Source organism: Afipia massiliensis (assembly GCF_014203115.1).
Lineage (GTDB): Bacteria > Pseudomonadota > Alphaproteobacteria > Rhizobiales > Xanthobacteraceae > Afipia > Afipia massiliensis.
The window spans coordinates 470,990-493,102 of record NZ_JACHIJ010000002.1; the positions used below are offsets into that span (position 1 = coordinate 470,990).

Sequence of the window (22,113 nt, forward strand, 5' to 3'; positions counted from 1 at the left end):
ACATCGAGGCTCATCGTTATCATGCCAATCCAGGAAATTTCCGGCCCGGGACGCCGCCGCGCGCTCGGCGTTCTTGGGCTGGCGCTGCTGCTGCCGGTGCTGCTGACCGTCCTCGTATTTCCGACGGCGATGTACGACACGCGAGAACTGATCGCTTGGGGCCGCGAATTTCCAATCGTGACGCCGTTCCACCCGCCGATGATGGTGTGGGTTGGCGGCATCGTTGACAGGCTGTTCGGCACCTCCGCCGTGGTCATGGTCCTCGCCGGACAGATCCTGATCGCGGTTGGATTGATCTATTGCTATCGCACGCTGCTGCTCGCCACGACGCGCGACAACGCGCTGCTGTTCACGTTCCTCTATGGCACGTCATCCTATGCGGTTTTTGCACCCCTCTCCTTCGCGCTCAATGCCGACATTCTCCAACTCACGTCGTGGCCCGCCGTCATTTTCTATTTCCTTCAGGCGGCCCGGTCCAATCGTCTGCGATACTGGATCGCATTCGGCTTCTGGTCAGCGGTCGCTGCGCTCACGAAATACAATGCCGTGGTGCTGTTCTTCGGAATGGCGAGCAGCATTCTTTTGCTGCCTGCATATCGGATTGTCCTGAGGCGCCCCGGCTTCTACGCGGCAATCGCTACGGGCGCGGCGCTGGTCCTGCCCCACGCCGTCGCCGTTCTCAGACACCGCGCAGCGTTTGAATATGGCCTCGATCATTTCGACTTTCAGAATCCATTTTTCCAAAGGATCAACGGCGTCGCGGAGCTCGCGGTGGGTTACCTGACTTTTGCAATCCCGGGATACGCAATTGTCGCAATCAGTCTCTGGAAAGGTTACCTGACGATTGGCTCCCCGCAGAGGGATCGTACGCCCGCACAGTTTCTGTTTTTCACAGCCGTATCTGCCCACATCATGCTCATCATTCTCGTGATGCTCACCGGACTCAATTTTCTGGCGCGGTTTGCCGCGCCCTACATCATGCTGACGTTCCTCGCGGTCGCTCCGCTGATCGGATGGAGCGAGCATTGCAAACGCTGGTTCGACACCCGTGTGGTTCCCTTCATCGGCGGGCTCTATCTCATCGCCGGTATAGCCGTCGCAATTATCTTCACCGGATTTGCGAGCCACAGCGCAATGCAGGAACCTAGCGCCGAAGCCGCGCGTCTTATTCTCAAGGACTGGCACAGCAAGTATGCGTGCGGCCCGGCGTATTTCATCGGCGGCAGACAAGGTGTTTACGGCGTCGGGATCGAGGCTGGACGCGATGTCACCACACTGGCGTATCGGGAAATCGCCGGAGCAACCTGGTACGACGACAGCAGGTTACGCGCCAAAGGTGCCGTTGTGATGGACACCGATCCCGAGTTCAAGGAACGGATGCTCAAATTCCTGCCGGGCAAAACCTATTCGGCTGAGAGCAGCGTCACCATTCCGCTCAGACGGACATGGACTGGAAAGCAGCGCACGTTTCCGTACCACTTCATCGCACCGCAGGATTGCCAGCGCTGATGCCGGTTGGCGGCATACGATATCAGCTCAAGATGCGCCGGTAGGCGTCGATCACCGCTTCAGCACTCTGCCGCCAGTCGAATTGACGCGCGCGCGCGATCCGTGCCTCCCGGCGCGCGAGATCGGCGTGATCGTCACTCTCGAGCGCGTCCTTGAGGGCGCAGGTCCAGCCTTCCACGTCCAGAGCGGCAACTCGCCGATCCATATTTCCCGAAATCTCGTCCATTGACGTATCGGCGCTATGCGCCACCGGCGTACCACATGCCAGCGCCTCCACGACGGGCATCCCAAAACCTTCATAAAGCGAAGGCGCAAGCAGCAGACGGGCTCCCTCGTAAAGGCCGCGCAACTGCGGATCGGCAACGCCATGAACAAATCTGACCGATCCACCCCTGACGAGGCTTTCGGTTTGCGCGGGCAGATCGAGATTGCCCCACCCCTTTCCGCCTGCAAGAATCAACGGGTACCGCGCGCGCGCCGCTTGCGGCAACCGCTCATAGGCGAGTACAGCCGTCCGGATATTTTTTCGCGGCTCGTGCGTTCCCACAACGAGAAAGAACTCACCGTACGTCAGATCCAGCGTATCGAGGGCCGATTGCGTCAGGTCGCGGCCCAGCGGCAGGAACACGGGGGCGGCAGCCGGGGGCGCTACAAATATCTTCGCCAGAGGGTAGCCGAAGATATCCGCGATCTCGCGCCGGCTGAAATCAGAAATAGTCTGTACCAAAGGGGCGCGCTCGACCAGATCGCGCAGCGGTTCAAGCCACCTGACCCGGTCCGGCGGATGAAATTCCGGATGCCGGAATGTCGAAAGATCATAAATCACCGGCAGCATCGGTACTCCCGGATCGGCCAGCGGCCGGAAGTTGAACGCATGAAAAAGATCGAGGGGCTGCTTCCGCACCGACGCTGAAAATCGCAATCTCCGCATCTCGCGATAAATCGCGCCCGCTGTGCGGGAACCGGGCCAACCAGCGGCCCTATCGAGCATGAGATTCTTGATACGTGCAAACGAAGCTGCGTGCGGCTGCGCGACATCATGGAGTTTATGTTGCGAGCGCGCGATCTCCTGCACCGCGGCACGATCAAACTTGCGCCAATCAAACCCACGAAACCCGGCAAAGCCGAGATCCGGCGCGATTTCCATGACGCAACGAACAATGTTGAATGTGTAGTTTGCCACGCCCGTCATCGAGCGGTTCAAGATGCTGGATTCAAAGCCTATGAGCATCTGTGTGAAAAGACTTTCGTGTTTCTCAGAGTGTTAATTGAAACTCAGATTATGCAATTGAAACAGACCATTCAAATTCAGATGACCAACAAGGCGTTGAAATCCGTCGTCAGGCACCTTCCCGCCGATCCGCGACCCGATCGACGATCTCCGAAATATGTGCCGCTGTCATGGTCCATGTATAGGGCACGTAGTTTTCTCTTATCCGCTGTTCGCAGCGTTTGACATAATCCGGATCTGTCACGGCCCTGTAAACGAGCTTGTAACAACCGATGAAATCGAACGGATCGAAATAGTCGACCAGATCGCCTCCCGCCTCGGGCAATGAAGTCCTGTTGCCAGCAATGCAGTACTTTCCGAGAGACAAGCTCTCTGAGATCGGCAACCCCCAACCTTCGTAGACTGAAGGATAGATGGTAAACTCACAGTGCCGATAGTACCATGCAAGTTCTTCGTCCACCACGTCGTCCATGTGAATGATGAGTCTGCTCACCAATGGATCTGTACGCATCTGATGCAGCAGATCGGAGACGTACAACTGCTGTATGCCGATCAGAAGCAACTGGGGGCAATCCGGTCCAAGCTCTTGAGCCAGACGACGCCAAACCTGATAAAGCAAGCTCTGGTTCTTTCGCACATCAAGCGATGAGACGCAGATAACGAACTTGCGATCTGGGATATAACGCGGCAACGGCAATGGTTTATCGGCCGCGATATTCGCCATGAAATTCGGATTGTCGCCCAGGCGGACGGCTTCGATGGGCCGAGGCGATATCCTTTCAGTCTCCATATATTTCGAAATTTCGCTCTTCTGGAAATTTGAGATTGTAAGAATCAAATCGGCATTATCCATCTGCTGCTGTGCCCAGAAGGCAACGACATCCGAATACCCCGGCAGCATCCATTGCGGAAAAAGCGCCGGGATAAGATCGTAGATGAGATTGATGCACCTCGTTCTGCCTCGAATTTTGTTCGCCGCGATCACTTCGCCGTAATGCGGCAATCCCCACGTCGCGGATAGAGAAAGACAGATATCGCCCGGCCGGAATAAAATAGAGTCGGGAGAAATCTGCAGCGGAGCAACAGCCGGACGAGAGCTCGAGGCCGGAGCTGCGAAATTGATCTTCCGCCAAAGGATGCGAGCAACTGCCTTTCCGCCGCTCCGGAAATCTCTCAGCGCCTGGATCGCCTCATTTCCGATCCATTTCTTTATTCGCCGCCGGAGGCTAACTTTTGAGAAGTGGCGAGAACGCGAACCAATTCCTGCCGCGATAGCTGCTGCGTTAAGAGCACCCTCCTCACCCGTGCGCGAAGATCGAATGTACTTCAGAACGGCAAGCGGAAGCATATCGACATCCACTTGCTGAAGCGCTCGTTCAGAGCGAACAAAGGCAAAAAGGCGAATGTCATCCCGAGATTCCAGCAATTCCGACAGAACATTCACGACGGTCCGCTGAATTCCCGTCAGGTACGGATGCTCCCAATCGCGGATATCCGTCACATCAAACCAAAGCGTCATTGAATAACTCAAACAATACCGGGAAGCTTACTGCCTGATGATAGCATGCAACGTCCCAAACTTCTTTCGAATTATGACCCAGCCGTCCATCAGGCTACCCAGTGACGCGTTAACGATTCCAATCCTCGCTATGCGACAGACTGATACGCAGCGATAACGTCCTCGACCGCGCCGAAGGCCTTGATACTTCCTCGATCCATCCAAAGGCCCTTGTTGCACCAGCGGCGACACAATTCCAGATTGTGGGACGCCAGCACGAGAACGCTCGCCTTCTGAACGAAGGAGTCAATGCGCTCTCTCGCCTTGATCATGAAATGAGCGTCGCCCGCCAAAATCCACTCGTCCATCAGCAGGATTTCGGGCTCGTAACAGGTCGCAACCGCAAACGTCAGCCGCAATATCATTCCCGATGAATACGTCCGCACGGGCATATCAAGATAATCACCCAACTCGGTGAAATCGACGATAAGCGGCAACAGGCGCTCGATCTCCCTTGAAGAAAGACCGAGCAGCAATCCGCGCATGCGAATGTTATCGTAACCACTCAGATCGCTGTCGATGCCAAGACCGTTATCGAACATTGGCGAGATCCGGCCACGAATGTGTACGGTACCGGCAAATGGCTCGTAAATCCCCGCCATGACCCGCAGCAGCGTCGTCTTTCCCGCGCCATTCGCACCGATCAGAGCGAGCCGGTCCCCTCGATCGAGGGAAAAGGAAACATCGCGCAACGCATCGATGGTGATGCGATCGTTGGCATCGCGGGCGATACGGCCGGCCGAGCTCCGCGACAGGATCACCTTTTTCAGGGAGCGCGATCCTCCATGATAAACCGGGAAAGACACATTCACATTGTCCAGGCGAAGGATCGCCTGTTCTGCGCCGGTCTCTTGTGACTGCGACATCGGCCTACACCCAATACGAGATGCGAGCGCGAAAACGGACGAAGAACGCAATCGCGAATGCCACATTCAACACGGTAATCAAAGCAACGGCATAATAGTTCTCCGCGGACGGCAATTGCCCCAACAAAGGCGCGCGGACGATTTCGACAAGATGAAAAAACGGATTCAACGTCATCAGGTTTGCATGGTCGCCCAGTAATTCAGGCTTCCACATGATCGGCGTAATAAAGAACAGAATCTGAATGAAGCTTGCGATGACCTGCGGAATATCGCGAAAGCGTGCAGACATCATGCCGAGATACATGCTGGCCAGCGCACCATTGATGGTCACCAGCATGAACCCCGGAATCGCGTAGAGCGCGACGCTGCCGGGCCATATCTGGAAGTAGATGAGGACACCGAAATAGATTACAAAATTGTGGGCAAAGATAATGACTTTGCTCCACATGAAGCGCAGCACGTAGACCGAGAACGGCAGCCGAATTTGCTTGATGTAGGACTCAGCTCCCGTGAAAAGCGAGCCGGCTTCAGACAGGATCGAGCTGATGTAACCCCAGATCAGCAATCCCGCGCACAGAAACGGCATAAAGTCGCGCAGCTCGGACTTAAATATCTTTGAGTAAACAATACCCAGCGACACAACCATGATGGCCATGCTTGCCGTCAGCCAAAGCGGACCAAGCAGCGAGCGCCGGTAACGCTGCAGGATATCGTTCCAGCCGAGCTTTCCCCAAAGCGTCCACAATGAAAGGCCGTCAATGGCATCCTGCAACGCCATTCCCGCCTGACTGCGCGCCTGCCCTTGCCTGGCCATCAACATCAACGCTTACCCGCCCCGCGCCTCGTGCACTTCGCCATTGCTCACCGAGTCGCGCAACGACGTTGAAGGGCTTCCTTATAGACTTCTTGCATGCGGCTTAGAAACAGAGTTTGGCTGAATTCAGCGCGGACGCGCTCTTTCCCGGCCTTGCCCAAACTAGCCGCGTAGCCAGGCTGGTCCAACAGACGACGGAGCGCTTCCGCAAGCGCAACCGGCTGGCCGGGTGGCACGGTAAGCCCCTCCATGCCATCCCGCGCCACATTCGGGACCGCCGTTGCAAGAGCCGTGTTCACGACTGGCTTGCCTGCAGACATGGCCTCCAGTTGGACGATGCCGAAAGCCTCGGCTTCTGTAACGGACGGAAACGCAAACACCTTGGCAGCGTGAATGTACTGCTTGACCTCGTGGGACTCGAGCACGCCCAAGAATTTTACCCGGTCAAGGACACCGAGCTCTTCCGCAAGTTTGATGAGGTTAGGCTTAAGCTGCCCCTCGCCGATGATCACAGCGTGTGCATCCACATTCCGCATCGCGCGAAGGAAGACCTCGTAGCCCTTATAGCTGACGAGCCGGCCGACGGCGACGACAAGCCTGGGATGTTTCCTTTGCAGGTCGTCGACAGCCTGTTGCTCTCCCGGGTTCAATTTTTCCCAGTACTCATTGTCGCACCCGTATGGAACGACGATGCATTTCTCAAAAAATGCTTTCAGGAAGGGGGATTTGTCGACGATGACACGATCGGAAACGATAATCTTGTCGGCTCGCTTGAGTGAATTCCGAATGAACGGCGCCAAAATCCGCATCAGCCACGGCCGACCGATCACCTCCGCATGCCAATGCACGATCAGGACCGTGTCCCTTGGCATCAGCAGAACCCCGATATCCGTCAACGGAAAGGGCGCGTGATGAACCACAATATCAGTTGACCGCGCTCGCTCGACGAGCCTGAACGGAAAAGTCGGCGCCAATGGCGTAGACATGACCGTCCCGATGGACGAGACCGCTTCGACGTTCACTCCCTCGAATTCATACTTGCGTCCAATGCCGCGCTGACAAGCGACAAGAACGTCCGTCTTGAAACCCAGCCGCTGGAGCATCGCCAACATCGCTATAACAGACGGGATACCGCCGTAGACATTGGGAAGATAGACTTTGTAGGCATGAAGGATTCGCATCAGGATTCAACGCTGCGGCAGCCACCGTCCGGCTTTTCACCCAACGATATACCATCCTTGATGAAGGCAGTCTGTGCTTTCACCATCATCGAAACAAGCGCATGAAAATCGACATTTGGCTGCCAGTTCAACACGGAACGGATTTTGGCGGTGTCCGCGCGTGTATAGCGACTATCGACCTTGCGGATAAGTCCGGGATCCACAACGACGTGGTCCGTCCACTTATGACCGACCAGGCCGAATGCCTGGCGGCAAAAATCCTCAATCGAATGGTCCCGACCTGTGCCGATAACGTAATCATCAGCTGTGGGATGCTGAACGATCAACCGCATTGCTTCCACATAGTCGCCGGCAAAACCGAAATCCCGCCGCACGCTCAAATCACCCAAGGCCATTTTCCCGTCTAGCAGTATCGGCCGGCCGCGCTCGTCGGCTTCGGGCGTTTCGCTCAAGCCGAGTGACACAGCGGCGGCGGCATAGGCGATCTTCTGCGACACGTACGAGAGCGGACGCTTCGGACTCTCGTGATTGAACAGAATGCCGGTCGAAACATGCAATCCGTATTGTGCCCGATACGCACCGACGATCCGATGAGCATAGAGCTTCGCAGCGCCATAAGGCGACTTGGGAGCGCATAACGTCTGCTCGTTTTGAGCGTGATCGGCCACATCTCCGAAGATCTCGGACGACGAGGCCTGAAATAAACGGCAGCCCGGCTTGTGCTTGAGCAGAAGCTCGCAAATATCCTGCGGGACAAACGCATTGACGTCGGCCGTCTCCCGTGGCGAGCCCCAGCTCTGGATCGGACGCGAGACAGCGGCGAGATTGTAAATCTCGTCCGGCATTACAGTCGCAATCAGCGAGTCGAGGAAGTCACGATCCGCAGGATCACCAACGTGCCAGGACGTCCCGTCCCGATGCAAATTTGGATGAGTCTGACGGCGCGACTGGGCGTGCACGATACACCCCTGCTGGCGAAGCAGGTTGATAAGATAGTAGCCGTCCTGGCCGGAAGCCCCTGTGACTAAAACTTTACTCAAAAAGAATCCTCGATTCCAAACAACTTATAGCTGCAGCAATGTCGCCCAGACATAAGAAAGTTCTGAAGAACTGTTGCTCAGCTATGCAGAAATTGGTGAGGCGTATCTCGTTTCAGAAATCATTCATTGTAGTTGAAATGCTTAAAGCCGTGCTGCTTCACGAGTTCGTCACGTTGTGCAGCCTTCAAATCCTCTCTCATCATCTCGGTGACCAGTTCGACGAAAGATGTCGTCGGTGACCACCCGAGTTTTTGGTATGCCTTTGTCGGATCGCCCAAAAGCGTCTCCACCTCCGCGGGCCGGAAGTATCGCGGATCGACTTCGACGATACATCGTCCCGTCGCAACCTCGTACCCCTTTTCGTCAACGCCCTCGCCTTCCCAACGAATGGCGATGTCGACCTCTCTTGCAGCGACTTCCAGAAACTCGCGAACCGAGTGCTGTTCGCCGGTCGCGATGACATAATCCTCCGCTACATCCTGCTGCAACATCCGCCATTGCATCTCGACATAGTCACGCGCGTGCCCCCAATCGCGAAGCGCATTCAGGTTGCCGAGATAAACCTTCTCCTGAAGACCGAGCTTGATGCGAGCCAACGCACGCGTAATTTTTCGGGTGACGAAGGTCTCGCCGCGGATTGGGGATTCATGATTGAAGAGAATGCCGTTGCAGGCGAACAGACCGTAAGCCTCGCGGTAGTTCACGGTGATCCAGTACGCGTACAGCTTCGCGACAGCGTAAGGCGATCGCGGGTAAAAGGGCGTCGTTTCCTTCTGGGGGATTTCCTGGACGAGTCCGTACAACTCGGACGTTGAAGCTTGATAAAATCGAGTCTTCTTTTCAAGTCCAAGAATGCGGATCGCTTCGAGTATCCGCAGCGGCCCCAGCGCATCCGAATTGGCGGTGTACTCAGGCTCCTCGAACGACACCGCGACATGACTCTGTGCGGCGAGGTTGTAGATTTCGTCCGGCTGGACTTCCTGCACGATGCGAATGAGGCTCGACGAATCCGTCAGATCGCCATGATGAAGCGTGAGATCGTAACCCTTGTCATGCGGATCATGATAGAGATGGTCAATGCGGTCAGTGTTGAAAAGCGATGTGCGCCGCTTGATCCCATGGACCGAATATCCCTTGGATAGCAATAACTCCGCAAGGTATGCGCCGTCCTGGCCGGTGATACCTGTAATAAGCGCGGTTTTCTTCATTTAATCCTATGACCTTCATTATCGCGAACGTGCCGTTTGCATCATCATGCCATCATCGGCAGTTAAATCATACTGAGTCGAGCTTCCCGCCACGCTACTGCGGCCTAAGCGACACGCGGCGGCTGAGCAGACCATTGATCCATCCCAACAGGTTTGCGGGGGCGTCTACGATCACGCCACGCATGATCATCCAGACACTGCCGACGCTGACCGCCGCCAGCATGAAGTACTGAACGAATACAGCAGCAGGCTGCGACGTTGACATAGTCGAAAGGCCGAAGCCTGCGATACGCAGAACGAGAATGCCGACCACAAGAACCCCGATGGCAAAGTTGCGATTCTGCCGCGTCGTACGCGGAGCGCCGAGAATGGCAAATGCCATCAAGACGAAGACGAAGGGATAGATCGGCGCAAAAATCCGATCATGTAGTTCGGACCGAAATTCTCCCGGAATCCGCTTGAAGACAGGGTCGTCAGGCGGCGGCGAAATCAGATCACCCATCGACCTCTCGCGCGGGCCGTACGTCACACTCTGGACGGCATTCGAGAACTGGGACAGATCGAACGCGTAGCTGGCGAATGCAACAAGAGCAGGCTCGCGTTTGCCGGTTTCGAAACGCTGGAGATTGCCGTCCTGAAGAATGAGAAACGAGCCCCGTTCATTCTTCTGAACCGTGCCGCGATCCGCGAGAATATCGATCCGTTCCGATGGATTGCGCTGGTCATCGATGAAAATCCCGACGAGAAGCCCGCCGGGCTGCCGGCCCTGGATGCGGATCGTCAACGGGCCGAGCTTCTGGAATTCACCGGGCCGGAGGATATTGGTGAGGACGTCGGCGCCGATCTCGGTCTGCCATCGCCGCAAGGCGCGCATGCATTCAGGCGCCAGATAAAGCGAGAGAAACGCGACAAGCAGGCTGACCACGCATGTCGCAAACAGAAACGGACGGAGAAGCCTGCCGGGCGACAGCCCTGCGGCGTTCATCACGATGATTTCGGAGTCGGTCGCAAGCCTGTTGAGAGTGTGCATGACCGCAATAAGCAGCGCGATCGGCGAAATGATCATCGCCAACAGCGGTATGGCCAGTCCCGTAACGCCGAGAAACACCAGTATCGACTGGCCCTGCCCTGTCATCAAATCGATGCCGCGCAGCGCTTGCGTGATCCATATGACTCCCGTCAATGAGACGACAATCAACAAGAACGCCAGCAACGTCGTTCGCACGATATAGCGGTCGATTGCGCTCATCCAGCTTCCGGATACAGTCCGATTCGAAGACGGCCATGACCGCCACACAGAAGTTATCACCTTGAGCTATATCGCATATTTTCCACCACCCGCACCTAAAAAATAGCAACAAAGAGGCATAATGTACGCCGTCATCAAGCGGGAACTGACCGATGTCTGGCTCGGCTTTTTCGTATGGACCGGTCCGATTCGACCGCTCGCGCAGGCGGCACGGCAAAAAGGCACCGAGAATTTCGCCATTATCGCTGCGGCTGCTTTGCCATGGTCAACGTCCGTGGCTTCATCGTGCGCGCTGGCCTTTTTGATCGGCTTTCTGACGACAGTAAAACCATCGGCCTTCTTTCGCTCGCTGAAACACCCCGCAAGCATGGCAGCGCTGGGGCTATGTTTCGTCGCCCTGCTCGGAGTCCTCTGGGCCGTCGAGATTACCTGGCCGGAAAGGCTTCGCGGCCTGACGCCGATGGGAAAACTTCTCGGCATTCCGATATTGATCTACTGCTTCAGCCAATCCGATCGCGGTCGATACGTCTTCTACGCCTTTGTCGCATCTTGCACGGTTCTGATGCTGTACTCGTGGATCGTCTTGTTTTGGCCGGGTCTGTCGATCCACTACAAGGTCGATCAGCCGGGCGTACCGGTGAAAAACTACATCGACCAAAGTCAGGGCTTCGTGTTCTGCGCATTCGCGCTCGCTGCCGTGGCTGTGGAAAGTTTACGAAAACGGCAGCAGGCAATTGCCATTTCAGCTGCGCTCATCGCCATCGCGCTGCTGGCGAATCTCGCTTTCGTCAACGTCTCGCGAACCGCACTGGTGTATTCACCTGTCCTCGCGGCGCTGTTTGCATATCGCTATCTTGACCGCAGGACATTCTGGATCGCATTTCCTGTCCTTCTTGCCGCCATCGCCGGCCTCTGGGCGATTTCTCCAAACCTGCAGCATAAGGTCTCCGCCGCGTTTACCGAATACCGGACGCCAAAAACCGACCAAGGACCGACGTCCGTGGGTCAAAGACTTGAGCTTTGGAGTAAATCGATCGAGTTCATAAAAGCCGCTCCGATCATCGGTCATGGCACTGGTTCAGCGAAACCCCTGTTCGTGCGTGATGCCGGTGGCAAGACCAGCCTGCCCACGGGCATCATCGGAAACCCGCATAATCAGACTCTTCTATTTGTCATCCAGTGGGGACTTGTCGGAGGACTGGCACTCTACGCGATGTGGATCGTTCACCTGCTGACATTTCGCGGCGAAGGTGTGGTCGCCTGGATCGGACTGGCAGCAGTCGTTCAGAATATCCTGAGCTCGCTTTTCAACTCGCATCTCAGCGACTTCTATCAGGGCTGGCTCTATGTCCTCGCCGTCGGCATCGCTGCAGGGACAATAAAGAGAGCGGCAAACTCTCAGGGAGAATCTGCCGCTCCTAATCTGAACCGCGCGTGATTTGAATCAGGTCCGCGTCAGCGTGATATTGGCGCCCTTGAACTCGCTTCCTGATGAGCGGATCACAACCGTTTGGGAATTTCCTTTTGTTGTCGCCACAAGGTCCGCCGAGAACGTGCCGGCACTCACGACGACCTGAAACCGTCCGCCGGCCGTTGTGCCCTGAACGTCGCCGCTGACATTCCGGGTGGATTCGCTCCAGGTCCCGGACAATTTCCCGCCATTGGCAACGACGTTGCTGGTCAACTCGATCTTGTAGCTGTCGCTTGCGCAACGCAGGATTTGCTGAAGAGCGTTGCCGTCCTCTCGGACGGCATAGGTTGCGCGGCAACGGATGGCCTCACGCGCGCCGCCCTCGAACGAGATTGTCCCCTTGCCTGACCAGACGCCTGACATTCCGGCGAACGGCTGCGCCGACTGCGCCTGCGCTCCAACGGAGAGCAATGACAACGAAAGAAGAGAGGCCATCGCCATACGACGACCGATTGCTTCAAACAAAAACATTGCACCTCGCATTATGACAATTCCGCACCACGAAAAACGATGCAGAAGCCCGGGTCGCTAACCTCGGACGAATGGAATCGGTTCCCATCATAGGCCTCGAATAAGGATGAATTTTGAGCGACGGATTTAGTCATCGAATCAACCTCTTGTGAAAAGATGAGGAGCAGTTGATCGATTGGCCCCGCTTCTGGCATCGGCCTTATCCGGTAACCGGATGACGACGAACATGCACCACCGCTTGCTTCTAAGCCATCATCCCAAGGCTTCGCCTAGAACCAGCATTCACAAACTTCCTTTCAATGTTGATTCAATTCACCTACCCGGGGAACCCCTCCATCCCTTTTTTGCGCTAGCCGCGGACTTCCGGTTGGTGCATCTACGAGCCTGGAAGCACATTGGCTCACTAGGTGCCTAAGGCCTGAATAGTGCGAATGCGCGGATGTCCCCGGAGCAGCTTCCAGCAGCTCAAGAGTACGTCTGCGGCACCTGTGGAAGTTCCAATTCACTGGATTACGATCGATCTGAAAGATCGTACTATCCAAGCCCGTTCGATAGGGTCACGTCCCGGAAGAAGGCGGACATCTAATGGATCAACGAGAAGAAATTGCCGCGCTAAAGGACCGCAATGCGGAGCTCGAAGCAAGGATGAATCTTGCGACGGCCCTTCTGCATGATTCGATGTCGTCTCTAAGTTGGCGAATTGTACATCGATATCGGCAGGTTGCCGACAAATGGAGGTGGCGTCGATCGCGCGATCGCAATCACGCATGAATATGGTGATGAGCGAAAACACTAAAGAAAATCCACCCTACCTTTCGATCGTCGTATTGAACTGGAATCTCGGGAGGATGACGCAGGAATGCCTAGCGAGCATCCGAACCCATACGCTTGGGGTCGAGTACGAAATTGTCGTCGTCGACAATGGCAGCAATCCCGATGAAAAATCGATCGTTCGGCGCGCCTGCAATCTTCACAACGCCCGGCTGATCGAGCTCAATCAGAATCTTTATTTTGGAGAAGCCAACAACATTGGAGTTGAGGCCGCGCGCGGGCAGCTTGTTCTGCTCCTGAACAACGACGTCGTGGTAACGCCGGGATACATTGGACCGCTCCTGCACGCGCTGGAGACCGCGCATCGCGCGGGGGCCGTAGGTGCAGAGCTTAGATATCCAGATGGCCGGCTACAGGAGGCCGGAGGGTATGTTCGCCCGGATGGCTGGACAATTCGCCATGGCCTGGCCCGGTCCCCGGCCAATGTCTTGTCCGACCCAGGATTGCATATCGTCGATTACTGCTCCGCCGCTTGCTTGTTGCTGCGCCGTGACACCTTCCTGGAGGCAGGCGGCTTCGATCCGTTGTTCGATCCCGGATACTTTGAAGATGTTGATTTGATGCTGCGCCTTCGGGCAATGGGATTGTTCACTTACTACTGCGCGGGCACCGCCGTCATACACAAGGAAAGTGCGACGTCGAAGACGCTCTGGAGCAGCCCTCGCCGGACAGCCATCATTCATCGCAACCACCGCAAGTTCATCGAACGATGGGGTGAGTACATCGCAGGTCGCGTATTCGGCTCAGCTCCACTTCCGCATTTTGAGCGGATTCGCTGGTCGGCACAGGGCAACGCGCCCGATCCGGCACGAAATCTTTTCCTGAGAGGGCCCGGACTCATCGGCCGCAATCAGACGTGGTCCCACATCGTTCAGGTGGCCGGTGCTTTACGAAACAGCGTTCATGTCACCTTCGTTGCAGACGAGGCATGTAGCCGCTGCCGCGTATACGCCATTGCACGAGCCTGGAAGCAGGACCTCGGCGAATTTTCAGTGGTGCGGGCATCCGATGTCGATCAGCAGGCGTACAACACGAAGGTTTTTCCTTGCGCCGGATCACCAGGAGAGAACTGAAATCGCTTGCGGCGACGGCCCACTGTTGAGCCATGTTAAGGACGCTCTCGGCCGCGTGAACTTACATTCCCAATCGCCTACAGCTTCGCTCTGACGATGCGCGTGCGTCTGGCCCGCGCTAATACTTACCCTTGTAAATCCTTCAGATCATTGACGTAGTCGGGAGCGCGCACTACAACCCTGCGTCGAGTACGCAACGCTTTGAGCCGTATAGCTGGTATTGATGAGCGGCGTTGCAGCCTATGGCCATGGCTGCAATCTTCGAGGACCCATTGAAATGGCTGTCGTGACCTCCCTGCGAGCAGACGAAAATCATCCCATTCTTGTTACGGGCGGCGCAGGGTTCATCGGCGCGAATTTCGTTCTCGACTGGCACGCTAACGAGCCCACGCCAATCGTTACACTCGATAAACTCACTTACGCCGGCAATCTCCACAATCTCGCAAGCCTGCAAGCCAACGAGCGGCACTCGTTCTTCCACGGCGACATCGGTGACGTGGAATTCGTCAGATCTCTACTGTCGAAAATAAAGCCACGGGCGATCGTCAACTTCGCAGCCGAGTCTCACGTCGATCGTTCAATTCTGGGTCCGGAAGATTTCATTACGACCAACATCGTCGGCACATTCCGCTTGCTCGAAACCGTGCGTGAGTACTGGACCGGGCTGCCGCATCGCGACAAGGACGTTTTCCGCTTTCTTCATGTGTCAACCGATGAAGTTTATGGATCTCTGTCGGCAGAGTCCGCTCCATTCAACGAAGCGAGCCCCTATTCACCCAACAGTCCCTATTCCGCTTCAAAAGCTGCGTCCGATCACCTCGCGCGCGCATGGCATCACACCTACGGCCTGCCCGTCATCATCACCAACTGCTCCAACAACTACGGCCCCTACCAGTTTCCCGAGAAGCTTATTCCGCTGATGATTCACCACGCGCTGGCCGGCAAGCCTCTGCCGGTTTATGGCGATGGCCTGCAGATTCGCGATTGGCTCTATGTGACCGACCATTGCGCCGCCATTCGCGCCGTTCTCCGCGACGGATTGCCTGGACACACCTATGCGATCGGTGGAGACAGCGAGAAAAGCAATCTCGATGTGGTGCACACGATTTGCGATGTGCTCGACCAGGAGCGCCCCTCTGCGAACGGCTCATACCGCCAGCAGATCACATTCGTGGCTGACCGGCCCGGACATGATCGCCGATACGCCGTCAATACCGCGAAGATTCGCCAGGCGCTCGGCTGGCATCCTCGCGAGTCCTTCGAGTCGGGACTTCGCAAAACGGTGCGCTGGTATCTCGACAACTCCGCCTGGACCGAGGACGTGGTTGCAGGAAGCTATCGCGATTGGCTTGGCCGGAATTACTCGGCACGATGATGGGCGCCCGTTACTCAATAACAATCAAGAAGCCGTGAGATCGAGACCACTATGAAGCGCAAGGGTATCGTACTGGCCGGTGGCACAGGAAGCCGTCTCCATCCGGCGACACTGTCAGTCTCCAAACAATTGCTGCCGATTTTCGATAAGCCGATGATCTACTATCCGCTGTCGACGCTGATGCTGGCAAATATCCGGGATATTCTGATCATCTCCACCCCGCAGGATGTTCCACGGTTCGAGCAGCTGCTGGGCACCGGTGAAAAATGGGGACTTAACATTCAGTATGCCGTGCAGCCTTCGCCAGACGGATTGGCTCAGGCGTTCCTGATCGGAGAAGAGTTCATCGGCAACGCGCCAAGCGCGCTTGTGCTCGGCGATAACGTTTTCTATGGACATGATTTCTCCCACCTTCTTGCCAAAGCGTCCCAGCGTGACACCGGTGCAACAGTCTTCGCGTATCACGTCCACAACCCCGAGGATTACGGCGTCGTCGAGTTCGACCCCTCCGGGAAAGCTTTGCGGCTTGAGGAGAAGCCGGCCCGCCCCAAATCCAATTATGCTGTGACCGGTCTGTATTTTTACGATGCTCAAGTCGCAGCTCTTGCAAAGACGCTCAGGCCCTCGCGGCGCGGCGAGCTTGAGATTACCGACCTCAATCAGCTCTACCTGGACAAGAAGCAGCTCTCGGTGGAAATTCTCGGGCGCGGACACGCATGGCTCGACACGGGAACGCATGAAACCCTTCTCGAGGCCGGCCAGTTCATCGCTACCCTTGAAAAAAGACAGGGATTGAAAGTGTCATGCCCGGAAGAAATTGCGTGGCGAAACGGGTGGATCAGCGACGCGGAGCTTGAAGAGCTTGCGGCCGCGCTGAAAAACAACAGCTACGGCCAGTACCTTTACAGCCTGCTATCCCATGGAATTTTCTGATGATCGCCTCCGCACTGGCCATTCCGGATGTGATCATGTTTGCGCCGAAGATGTTTCAGGACAAGCGCGGTTTCTTCTTCGAAAGCTTCAACGCGAAAGTGTTCTCTGAAGCGACCGGCTCTCACGTCAGTTTTGTACAGGATAACTTCTCCCGCTCTGCTCGGGGAGTTCTGCGTGGCATGCACTATCAGGTCTCGCGCCCGCAGGGGAAATTTGTCCGCGTGACGTCAGGCGAAGTCTTCGATGTGGCGGTCGACATTCGACGGGGCTCGCCCACTTTCGGCAAATGGGTTGGCGCGCATCTTTCGGAAACCAATGGAAGGGCGCTCTGGATTCCCGAAGGCTTTGCGCACGGCTTTCTCGTTCTTTCTGAGACCGCCGATTTCCAATACAAGGTGACGGACTACTGGTATCCGGAACATGAGCGATGCCTCCGGTTCGACGATCCGGACGTTGCAATCGAGTGGCCAGCCATCTCATTGCCATCACCGACACCTGTCTCTCCCATTCTGTCCGAAAAGGACAGGCAGGGAGCCGCGCTGAACGGGCTGGAGCTTCTCTAGGCGACAAGGCAAGCTTCGCAGGTATCTCGCAAGACCTTGCTAGAAGGGGATGAAATCTTGACCAGCCCGCTCGCCCTGAAAATCGCCCGTGAATACGGAACGCCTGCCCTTGTCATCGACATGGATCGCGTCGAACGCAACATCGCGCGCGCTCAGAAAATCTGCGACGACGCCGGCGTCGCCAACCGGCCCCATATCAAGACCCACAAAAGCCCCCTCCTCGCGCAGCTTCAGATCAAGGCCGGAGCGAAAGGCATCACCTGCCAGAAGCTGGGCGAAGCGGAAGTGATGGCGCAAGCTGGTATCGACGACATCCTCATCAGCTACAACCTCATCGGTGATGAAAAAATGGCGCGTCTCGGCGCGCTACTGGCCAAGACGAACGTCACAGTCGCGGCGGACAATGCTGTCGTCATTGCCGGATTGCCGGCCGCGGCGGCGGTTGCAGGACGCGCCCTGCCGGTCGTGATCGAGTGCGACACCGGCCGCAAACGTGCTGGCGTCGAGACGCCTGCGGAGGTCATCGCGCTGGCCAGCCAGATTGCCGGCACGCCGGGACTCTCGTTCGCCGGGCTGCTGATGTACCCGACCGAAACAGGCTGGACCGAAGCCCAACGCTTCCATGACGACGCATTGACTGGCCTTCGACAGTTGGGGCTCGATCCGGCCATCGTATCAACCGGCGGATCGCCAAACCTGAAAAACGTCGGCAAGCTCAGGGGCGCGACCGAGCATCGGCCCGGCACTTACATCTACAACGATCGTATGCAGGTCGCCGCCGGCGTGGCCACGTGGGACGATTGCGCCCTGCACGTCTATTCAACCGTAGTCAGCCGCGCCGCGCCCGATCGCGGGATTCTCGATGCAGGTTCAAAGACGCTTACGGCCGACACGGGCGGGCTCGAGGGTTACGGGCTGATCCTCGAACATCCGGAAGCACGGATCGCCCGCTTTGCTGAAGAGCACGGCTTTCTCGATCTGGCAAAAAGCAACACGCGGCCGGCGGTGGGCGACGTCGTCCGTATCGTGCCGAACCATGTCTGCGTCGTCGTGAACATGTCCGATGAAGTCGTCATGGTCCGGGGCGATGAGATCGTCGGCATCCTCCCCGTCGCCGCCCGGGGGAAGCTTAGATAATCCCGGGAAAGAGTTCACCCTGCGGCGGATCAGCGCCGATTGTATCCCGGGCTGACCGTGTTCTTGAGCTGGATCAGAAGCGTAAAAACCCATGCGAGGCCGTAAAGGCCGGCCAGTCCAAGCGCCGTCCAGCGGTCGATCAGCGACAGGCCTGCCCAGTACCAGACGCGATAGATCCACAGCCCTGCGGTCGCCAACCCCAAGAGGCAAACAAGCAGCCTCAGGCCCTGGCTGTTCGCGACACCGACTGCGGCGAAGAGGATCGTTGCCGGGATGAGAAACATCTGGCAGGCGGAAATCAAGGTCTCGTTCATGGAAGCTCTCCGGCGAATCGCAGGAATTTTAGATCATTCATCGGCCGTGCTGCGAATGCGGCGATATGAGCCGGGTGCAATCGGGTTTCAGTGCCCCGGAAAGGGGGCTGCGGCACCACAAATCGCAGGTCCTCCCCTTCTTGCGCGGGGGCCTGAAGGAGGCTACAGGATCGGGGCCTCTTGGCACGGTTCGGAGCGTAGCGCAGCCCGGTTAGCGCACTAGTCTGGGGGACTAGGGGTCGGAGGTTCAAATCCTCTCGCTCCGACCATTTTCCAAATAAAATCAAATCCTTACGAACCCACATCAACTCCTGACGGGGCGACTACGAACTGTCGCGGCACGTCGGTTTCAGATGTAAGGACATCTCGCACAACTTCGAACACCGCAACGCGCGGGATCGTGGGGCCGCGGAACGCAATCGCGATCCTGCTATCCTTGAGAGAGGATGGTGAACGTCAATCGAGATTGACCTACCGGAGTGAGCGGCAATCTAACTGGTCGCGCCGCAGTGAATGGCAAGATGCTCCGCCAGCGGCGCGAGATGCTCGCGAAAGCGAACCACCTCTGTGTAAATTCCCGCCGACACCTGCTTCTCGCCATACGATTCATAGACGCACGGGTGTGAAAAGCGATTTCCGATATCGAGGCCGTAACGCACAGGCCGGAGGCATTCCACCCGGAAAACATCAACGTCGTGAACCTTGAAGACCCGCTCGATTTCCTTTGCCATCTCGGGATAGGACCGGGCCGCATCCATCTTACGCGCATACGCATCGTCATCCAGCTTCAGGACGATCGCCTCGCTGAGATCTTCGGCCGGACATTCCTGCGGCGGCGCCTCGACCGGGTACTCCAGGTTTGTCAGCCGGGGACCGCCTCGCTGATCGATGCGCAGAAGCGCTGCGTTAAGCAGGATGCGACACACATCATGACCGGGATTGACACCCTCGACTGCGTCACCCGCCACATAAGTCACACGCTCGCGCAGCAGCGCAGACGCGAGTTCCTCGACCAGCCGTTCGAACACATCATACTCGCCGGAAAGAAGAGCCTGATAGAGCTGCCGGTCAGACATCGCACCATAGATCGAGCCGCTTCTGGCTCCGGCGCTCTTCAGTACGACCGTGGTGGAAGCGAGACGTGAATGATCGGTGTGTCCGGAGCCATCGGTGAGAACGAACGTCACAGGACGCGCGCGCTCAAGCCAATGATGAATGCGAAGCTCGTGACCCGGATGCGCGATTACGAGAGCCGCGCGTTCTCTGGTCCACTTGCTTGCGGATTCTTCTGCGACGACAATTTGAATTTGAGAACCTCGATGGCGGAAAAGGACTCGCCCGCGAACCGATGAGTCACTATTCTCGCGCGAATTAACACGTCTTTATCGAGTTGATAACGGCTCGGTCAAGGATCGTTTTTCGGTGCCTGTTAGATTCATATGAACAAAACTGGCACAGCTCAGCAATATGCCGAGCCATTCCCAGCAACGGCAGAGAGGGATGCCGCCGCGCTTTCCACGCGATGGCTTGCGGAACTGTGCGGCTTGCCGTCTCCACATTGCCTCCCTCACCTAGCTAGTATCCTGATCGCGCAGGGAGAGCACGCAACGGAAGCCGCAGCGCACATCGGCTGGTGGAGCCGGCATCCAAACGCGGACAGCCAATTCGCTCGCCTGGTTGGCCCGATTCCGGACATTCCAGATTCTCAGCTGTTCGGAGCGCTGAATCAAAGGGGTTACGACGGCATCTTGTACAAAATGGATGACAAAGTTATCGGCCACTGTTTTTTCCAGCGGCACGGCACCGAGTTGCACGCGTTCTCCGTGTGGATCAGCGAGCAGCACCGCGGTCGAACCTTTATGGCGATTGCGTGCTTCGATTTCATGGCCTATGCGTCGACGTGCCCCGGCATCGTAAGGGCCAGAGTTGGGACCGGGCATCCGGGAGACAGGATTCTCCGGCCATTGAAGCTTTTCAGCGACGACCTTGGGTGGCGCGTGCGCAAAGGTGCCTGGGTCGATTTTTGCGCGCCAGACCCCGCTCGCAGCGCATAGCCTCGTAATTGATGGATTGAAAAGTTAGCCGTTTGAAAATTCTGATTACAAATATACGTCTGGCGATACGAAGCGGCACCGAAATTGTCGTGCGGGATTTGGCACTCCGCCTTTCAGAACGGCAACACGAGGTGGCCGTCTATGCGCCAACGATCGGTGCGCTTGCTGAGGAAATGAAAGATCGCGGGATTGCCGTCGTCGACAACCTCTCAAAGCTCCAGTATGTGCCCGATGTTATCCATGGACATCACACCCCAACTACGGGTGAAGCGATCATCGCTTTTCCAAAGACGCCGGCCATCTGGATTTGCCATAGCGCATCAGCTTGGTTTGACGCGGCGCCGCGTTTCTCACAAGTTCTGCGCACGTTTGCAGTAGATGAAACCTGCAAGGCCCGCCTTGTAAAATCCGACGGGATCCCCGCCGACAAGATCGAGATATTACATAACGCCGTAGATCTTCGTCGCCTTCAACAACGCCCACACACCCTTCCCGCCAAACCGCTGCGCGCGCTCTCGCTGGTCAAGCACAGCGGTCCGGAAACAGTCATCGCCGAAGCGTGTCAGCAGGCAGGTTTGCAATTTGAGGCTTACGGACACGGCGTCGGGAAGCCGGTTGATAACATCGAGCAACGATGTGCCGAAGCTGACATCGTATTCGCCACAGCCCGCACTGCATTGGAGGCCATGGCCTCCGGCGCCGCCGTCGTTCTTATTGACGGCCGTGGCTTTGGCGGGCTCGTCACGACCGCAAACTATGATCTGGGACGACGCCTCAACTTCGGGGGAGGCATGCTTGTTGAGCAACCGACGCTAGCGGCGCTGACCGATGCGATCCGCGCATACAATGCGCCAAATTCTGAAGCAGTAAGTCAGCGTGTGAGGCAAGATGCCGACCTGGATCGGACAATCCTGCAACTCGAGGATATTTATAGCTCTGTCATCCAGGAAAGTGCCGGACGCGCTTTCGATCCGGATGTTCTGCGTCACGAGCAAATCCAGTTCTGCCGGTCCTACGTTGGTAAATTGGAGCCAACAGGGCAATGGGCCGAAGAACGGGACTATTACCTGTCCGAGCACGAGCAACTCCGCAGCGCAATGCAGGCTCTCGAACGCACGAGATCGGTCCGACTTGCGAAGGCGTTGCGTCGCCTTCTAGGTTAGAGTGCAAACTAGTCCTTGCCGCCGCAGTACCGGTTGCTGAACCGTCGCCGATTGTTGCTTCTGAAAACTCCT

The 22,113-nt window shown here is 56.8% G+C and carries 20 protein-coding genes and 1 tRNA gene; 10 read left to right on the forward strand and 11 right to left on the reverse strand.

What is annotated here, in order from left to right; all coding sequences use genetic code 11:
• Nucleotides 1-21 precede the first annotated feature (21 nt).
• On the forward strand, nucleotides 22-1,509 hold the full coding sequence (locus HNQ36_RS07060; protein WP_184083384.1) for a glycosyltransferase family 39 protein: 1,488 nt from the start codon (nucleotides 22-24) through the stop codon (nucleotides 1,507-1,509).
• 22 nt (nucleotides 1,510-1,531) lie between these two features.
• Here HNQ36_RS07060 and HNQ36_RS07065 read toward each other — a convergent pair whose 3' ends face one another.
• The 8 genes from HNQ36_RS07065 to lptF form a co-directional block, all read right to left on the reverse strand.
• Complete coding sequence (locus tag HNQ36_RS07065; RefSeq protein ID WP_184083386.1) at nucleotides 1,532-2,701, reverse strand: glycosyltransferase family 4 protein; 1,170 nt, start codon at nucleotides 2,699-2,701, stop codon at nucleotides 1,532-1,534.
• A gap of 148 nt (nucleotides 2,702-2,849) precedes the next feature.
• Nucleotides 2,850-4,259: a glycosyltransferase family 4 protein gene (locus tag HNQ36_RS07070; protein WP_184083389.1), complete on the reverse strand. Its 1,410-nt coding sequence runs from the start codon at nucleotides 4,257-4,259 to the stop codon at nucleotides 2,850-2,852.
• 128 nt (nucleotides 4,260-4,387) lie between these two features.
• Nucleotides 4,388-5,164, reverse strand: coding sequence for an ABC transporter ATP-binding protein (locus HNQ36_RS07075; protein ID WP_184083391.1), 777 nt, complete (start codon nucleotides 5,162-5,164; stop codon nucleotides 4,388-4,390).
• A 4-nt stretch (nucleotides 5,165-5,168) separates the two neighbouring features.
• Nucleotides 5,169-5,984, reverse strand: coding sequence for an ABC transporter permease (locus tag HNQ36_RS07080; protein ID WP_430641351.1), 816 nt, complete (start codon nucleotides 5,982-5,984; stop codon nucleotides 5,169-5,171).
• Nucleotides 5,985-6,025: 41 nt separating this feature from the next.
• A complete protein-coding gene (locus tag HNQ36_RS07085) occupies nucleotides 6,026-7,159 on the reverse strand; it encodes a glycosyltransferase (RefSeq protein ID WP_184083393.1) in 1,134 nt (377 codons plus the stop codon).
• Nucleotides 7,159-8,199, reverse strand: a complete 1,041-nt coding sequence (locus tag HNQ36_RS07090) for a GDP-mannose 4,6-dehydratase (RefSeq protein ID WP_184083395.1) — start codon at nucleotides 8,197-8,199, stop codon at nucleotides 7,159-7,161. The genes HNQ36_RS07085 and HNQ36_RS07090 overlap by 1 nt, the downstream gene beginning before the upstream one ends.
• A 119-nt stretch (nucleotides 8,200-8,318) precedes the next feature.
• Nucleotides 8,319-9,407 (reverse strand): GDP-mannose 4,6-dehydratase, encoded by a 1,089-nt coding sequence (gene gmd / locus HNQ36_RS07095; RefSeq protein ID WP_184083397.1) that lies wholly within the window; start codon nucleotides 9,405-9,407, stop codon nucleotides 8,319-8,321.
• 94 nt (nucleotides 9,408-9,501) lie between these two features.
• Complete coding sequence (gene lptF / locus HNQ36_RS07100) at nucleotides 9,502-10,656, reverse strand: LPS export ABC transporter permease LptF (RefSeq protein ID WP_184083399.1); 1,155 nt, start codon at nucleotides 10,654-10,656, stop codon at nucleotides 9,502-9,504.
• 121 nt (nucleotides 10,657-10,777) lie between these two features.
• On the opposite strand from lptF, the gene HNQ36_RS07105 reads away from it, so the two are divergent.
• Nucleotides 10,778-12,094 carry an O-antigen ligase family protein gene (locus HNQ36_RS07105; protein ID WP_184083401.1) on the forward strand — a complete coding sequence of 439 codons (1,317 nt, stop codon included), beginning with the start codon at nucleotides 10,778-10,780 and terminating at the stop codon, nucleotides 12,092-12,094.
• Nucleotides 12,095-12,100: 6 nt separating this feature from the next.
• On the opposite strand, the gene HNQ36_RS07110 is transcribed toward HNQ36_RS07105, so the two are convergent.
• Complete coding sequence (locus tag HNQ36_RS07110; protein ID WP_184083403.1) at nucleotides 12,101-12,598, reverse strand: hypothetical protein; 498 nt, start codon at nucleotides 12,596-12,598, stop codon at nucleotides 12,101-12,103.
• A gap of 731 nt (nucleotides 12,599-13,329) precedes the next feature.
• Between HNQ36_RS07110 and HNQ36_RS07115 the strand changes: the two genes are divergently transcribed.
• The 5 genes from HNQ36_RS07115 to HNQ36_RS07135 all read left to right on the forward strand — a co-directional run bounded on the left by HNQ36_RS07115 (nucleotide 13,330) and on the right by HNQ36_RS07135 (nucleotide 18,510).
• Entirely contained in the window at nucleotides 13,330-14,502 is a 1,173-nt protein-coding gene (locus tag HNQ36_RS07115; RefSeq protein WP_184083405.1) for a glycosyltransferase family 2 protein, read from the forward strand.
• A 277-nt stretch (nucleotides 14,503-14,779) separates the two neighbouring features.
• Nucleotides 14,780-15,877: a dTDP-glucose 4,6-dehydratase gene (gene rfbB / locus HNQ36_RS07120; protein ID WP_184083408.1), complete on the forward strand. Its 1,098-nt coding sequence runs from the start codon at nucleotides 14,780-14,782 to the stop codon at nucleotides 15,875-15,877.
• Between the two features lie 51 nt (nucleotides 15,878-15,928).
• On the forward strand, nucleotides 15,929-16,810 hold the full coding sequence (gene rfbA, locus HNQ36_RS07125) for a glucose-1-phosphate thymidylyltransferase RfbA (protein ID WP_184083410.1): 882 nt from the start codon (nucleotides 15,929-15,931) through the stop codon (nucleotides 16,808-16,810).
• Entirely contained in the window at nucleotides 16,810-17,373 is a 564-nt protein-coding gene (rfbC, locus tag HNQ36_RS07130; protein WP_184083413.1) for a dTDP-4-dehydrorhamnose 3,5-epimerase, read from the forward strand. Before rfbA ends, rfbC begins: the two co-directional genes overlap by 1 nt.
• Before the next feature lie 57 nt (nucleotides 17,374-17,430).
• A complete protein-coding gene (locus tag HNQ36_RS07135; RefSeq protein ID WP_184083415.1) occupies nucleotides 17,431-18,510 on the forward strand; it encodes a D-TA family PLP-dependent enzyme in 1,080 nt (359 codons plus the stop codon).
• 29 nt (nucleotides 18,511-18,539) lie between these two features.
• On the opposite strand, the gene HNQ36_RS07140 is transcribed toward HNQ36_RS07135, so the two are convergent.
• Complete coding sequence (locus tag HNQ36_RS07140; protein ID WP_184083417.1) at nucleotides 18,540-18,824, reverse strand: hypothetical protein; 285 nt, start codon at nucleotides 18,822-18,824, stop codon at nucleotides 18,540-18,542.
• Nucleotides 18,825-19,015: 191 nt separating this feature from the next.
• Between HNQ36_RS07140 and HNQ36_RS07145 the strand changes: the two genes are divergently transcribed.
• Nucleotides 19,016-19,093 (forward strand) — tRNA-Pro (locus HNQ36_RS07145).
• 222 nt (nucleotides 19,094-19,315) lie between these two features.
• Here HNQ36_RS07145 and HNQ36_RS07150 read toward each other — a convergent pair.
• Nucleotides 19,316-20,011, reverse strand: coding sequence for a hypothetical protein (locus HNQ36_RS07150; RefSeq protein WP_184083418.1), 696 nt, complete (start codon nucleotides 20,009-20,011; stop codon nucleotides 19,316-19,318).
• Between the two features lie 252 nt (nucleotides 20,012-20,263).
• Between HNQ36_RS07150 and HNQ36_RS07155 the strand changes: the two genes are divergently transcribed.
• Both HNQ36_RS07155 and HNQ36_RS07160 read left to right on the forward strand, forming a co-directional pair.
• Nucleotides 20,264-20,878, forward strand: a complete 615-nt coding sequence (locus tag HNQ36_RS07155; RefSeq protein WP_184083420.1) for a hypothetical protein — start codon at nucleotides 20,264-20,266, stop codon at nucleotides 20,876-20,878.
• A 32-nt stretch (nucleotides 20,879-20,910) separates the two neighbouring features.
• A complete protein-coding gene (locus HNQ36_RS07160) occupies nucleotides 20,911-22,041 on the forward strand; it encodes a glycosyltransferase family 4 protein (RefSeq protein WP_184083422.1) in 1,131 nt (376 codons plus the stop codon).
• Nucleotides 22,042-22,113: the final 72 nt, after the last annotated feature.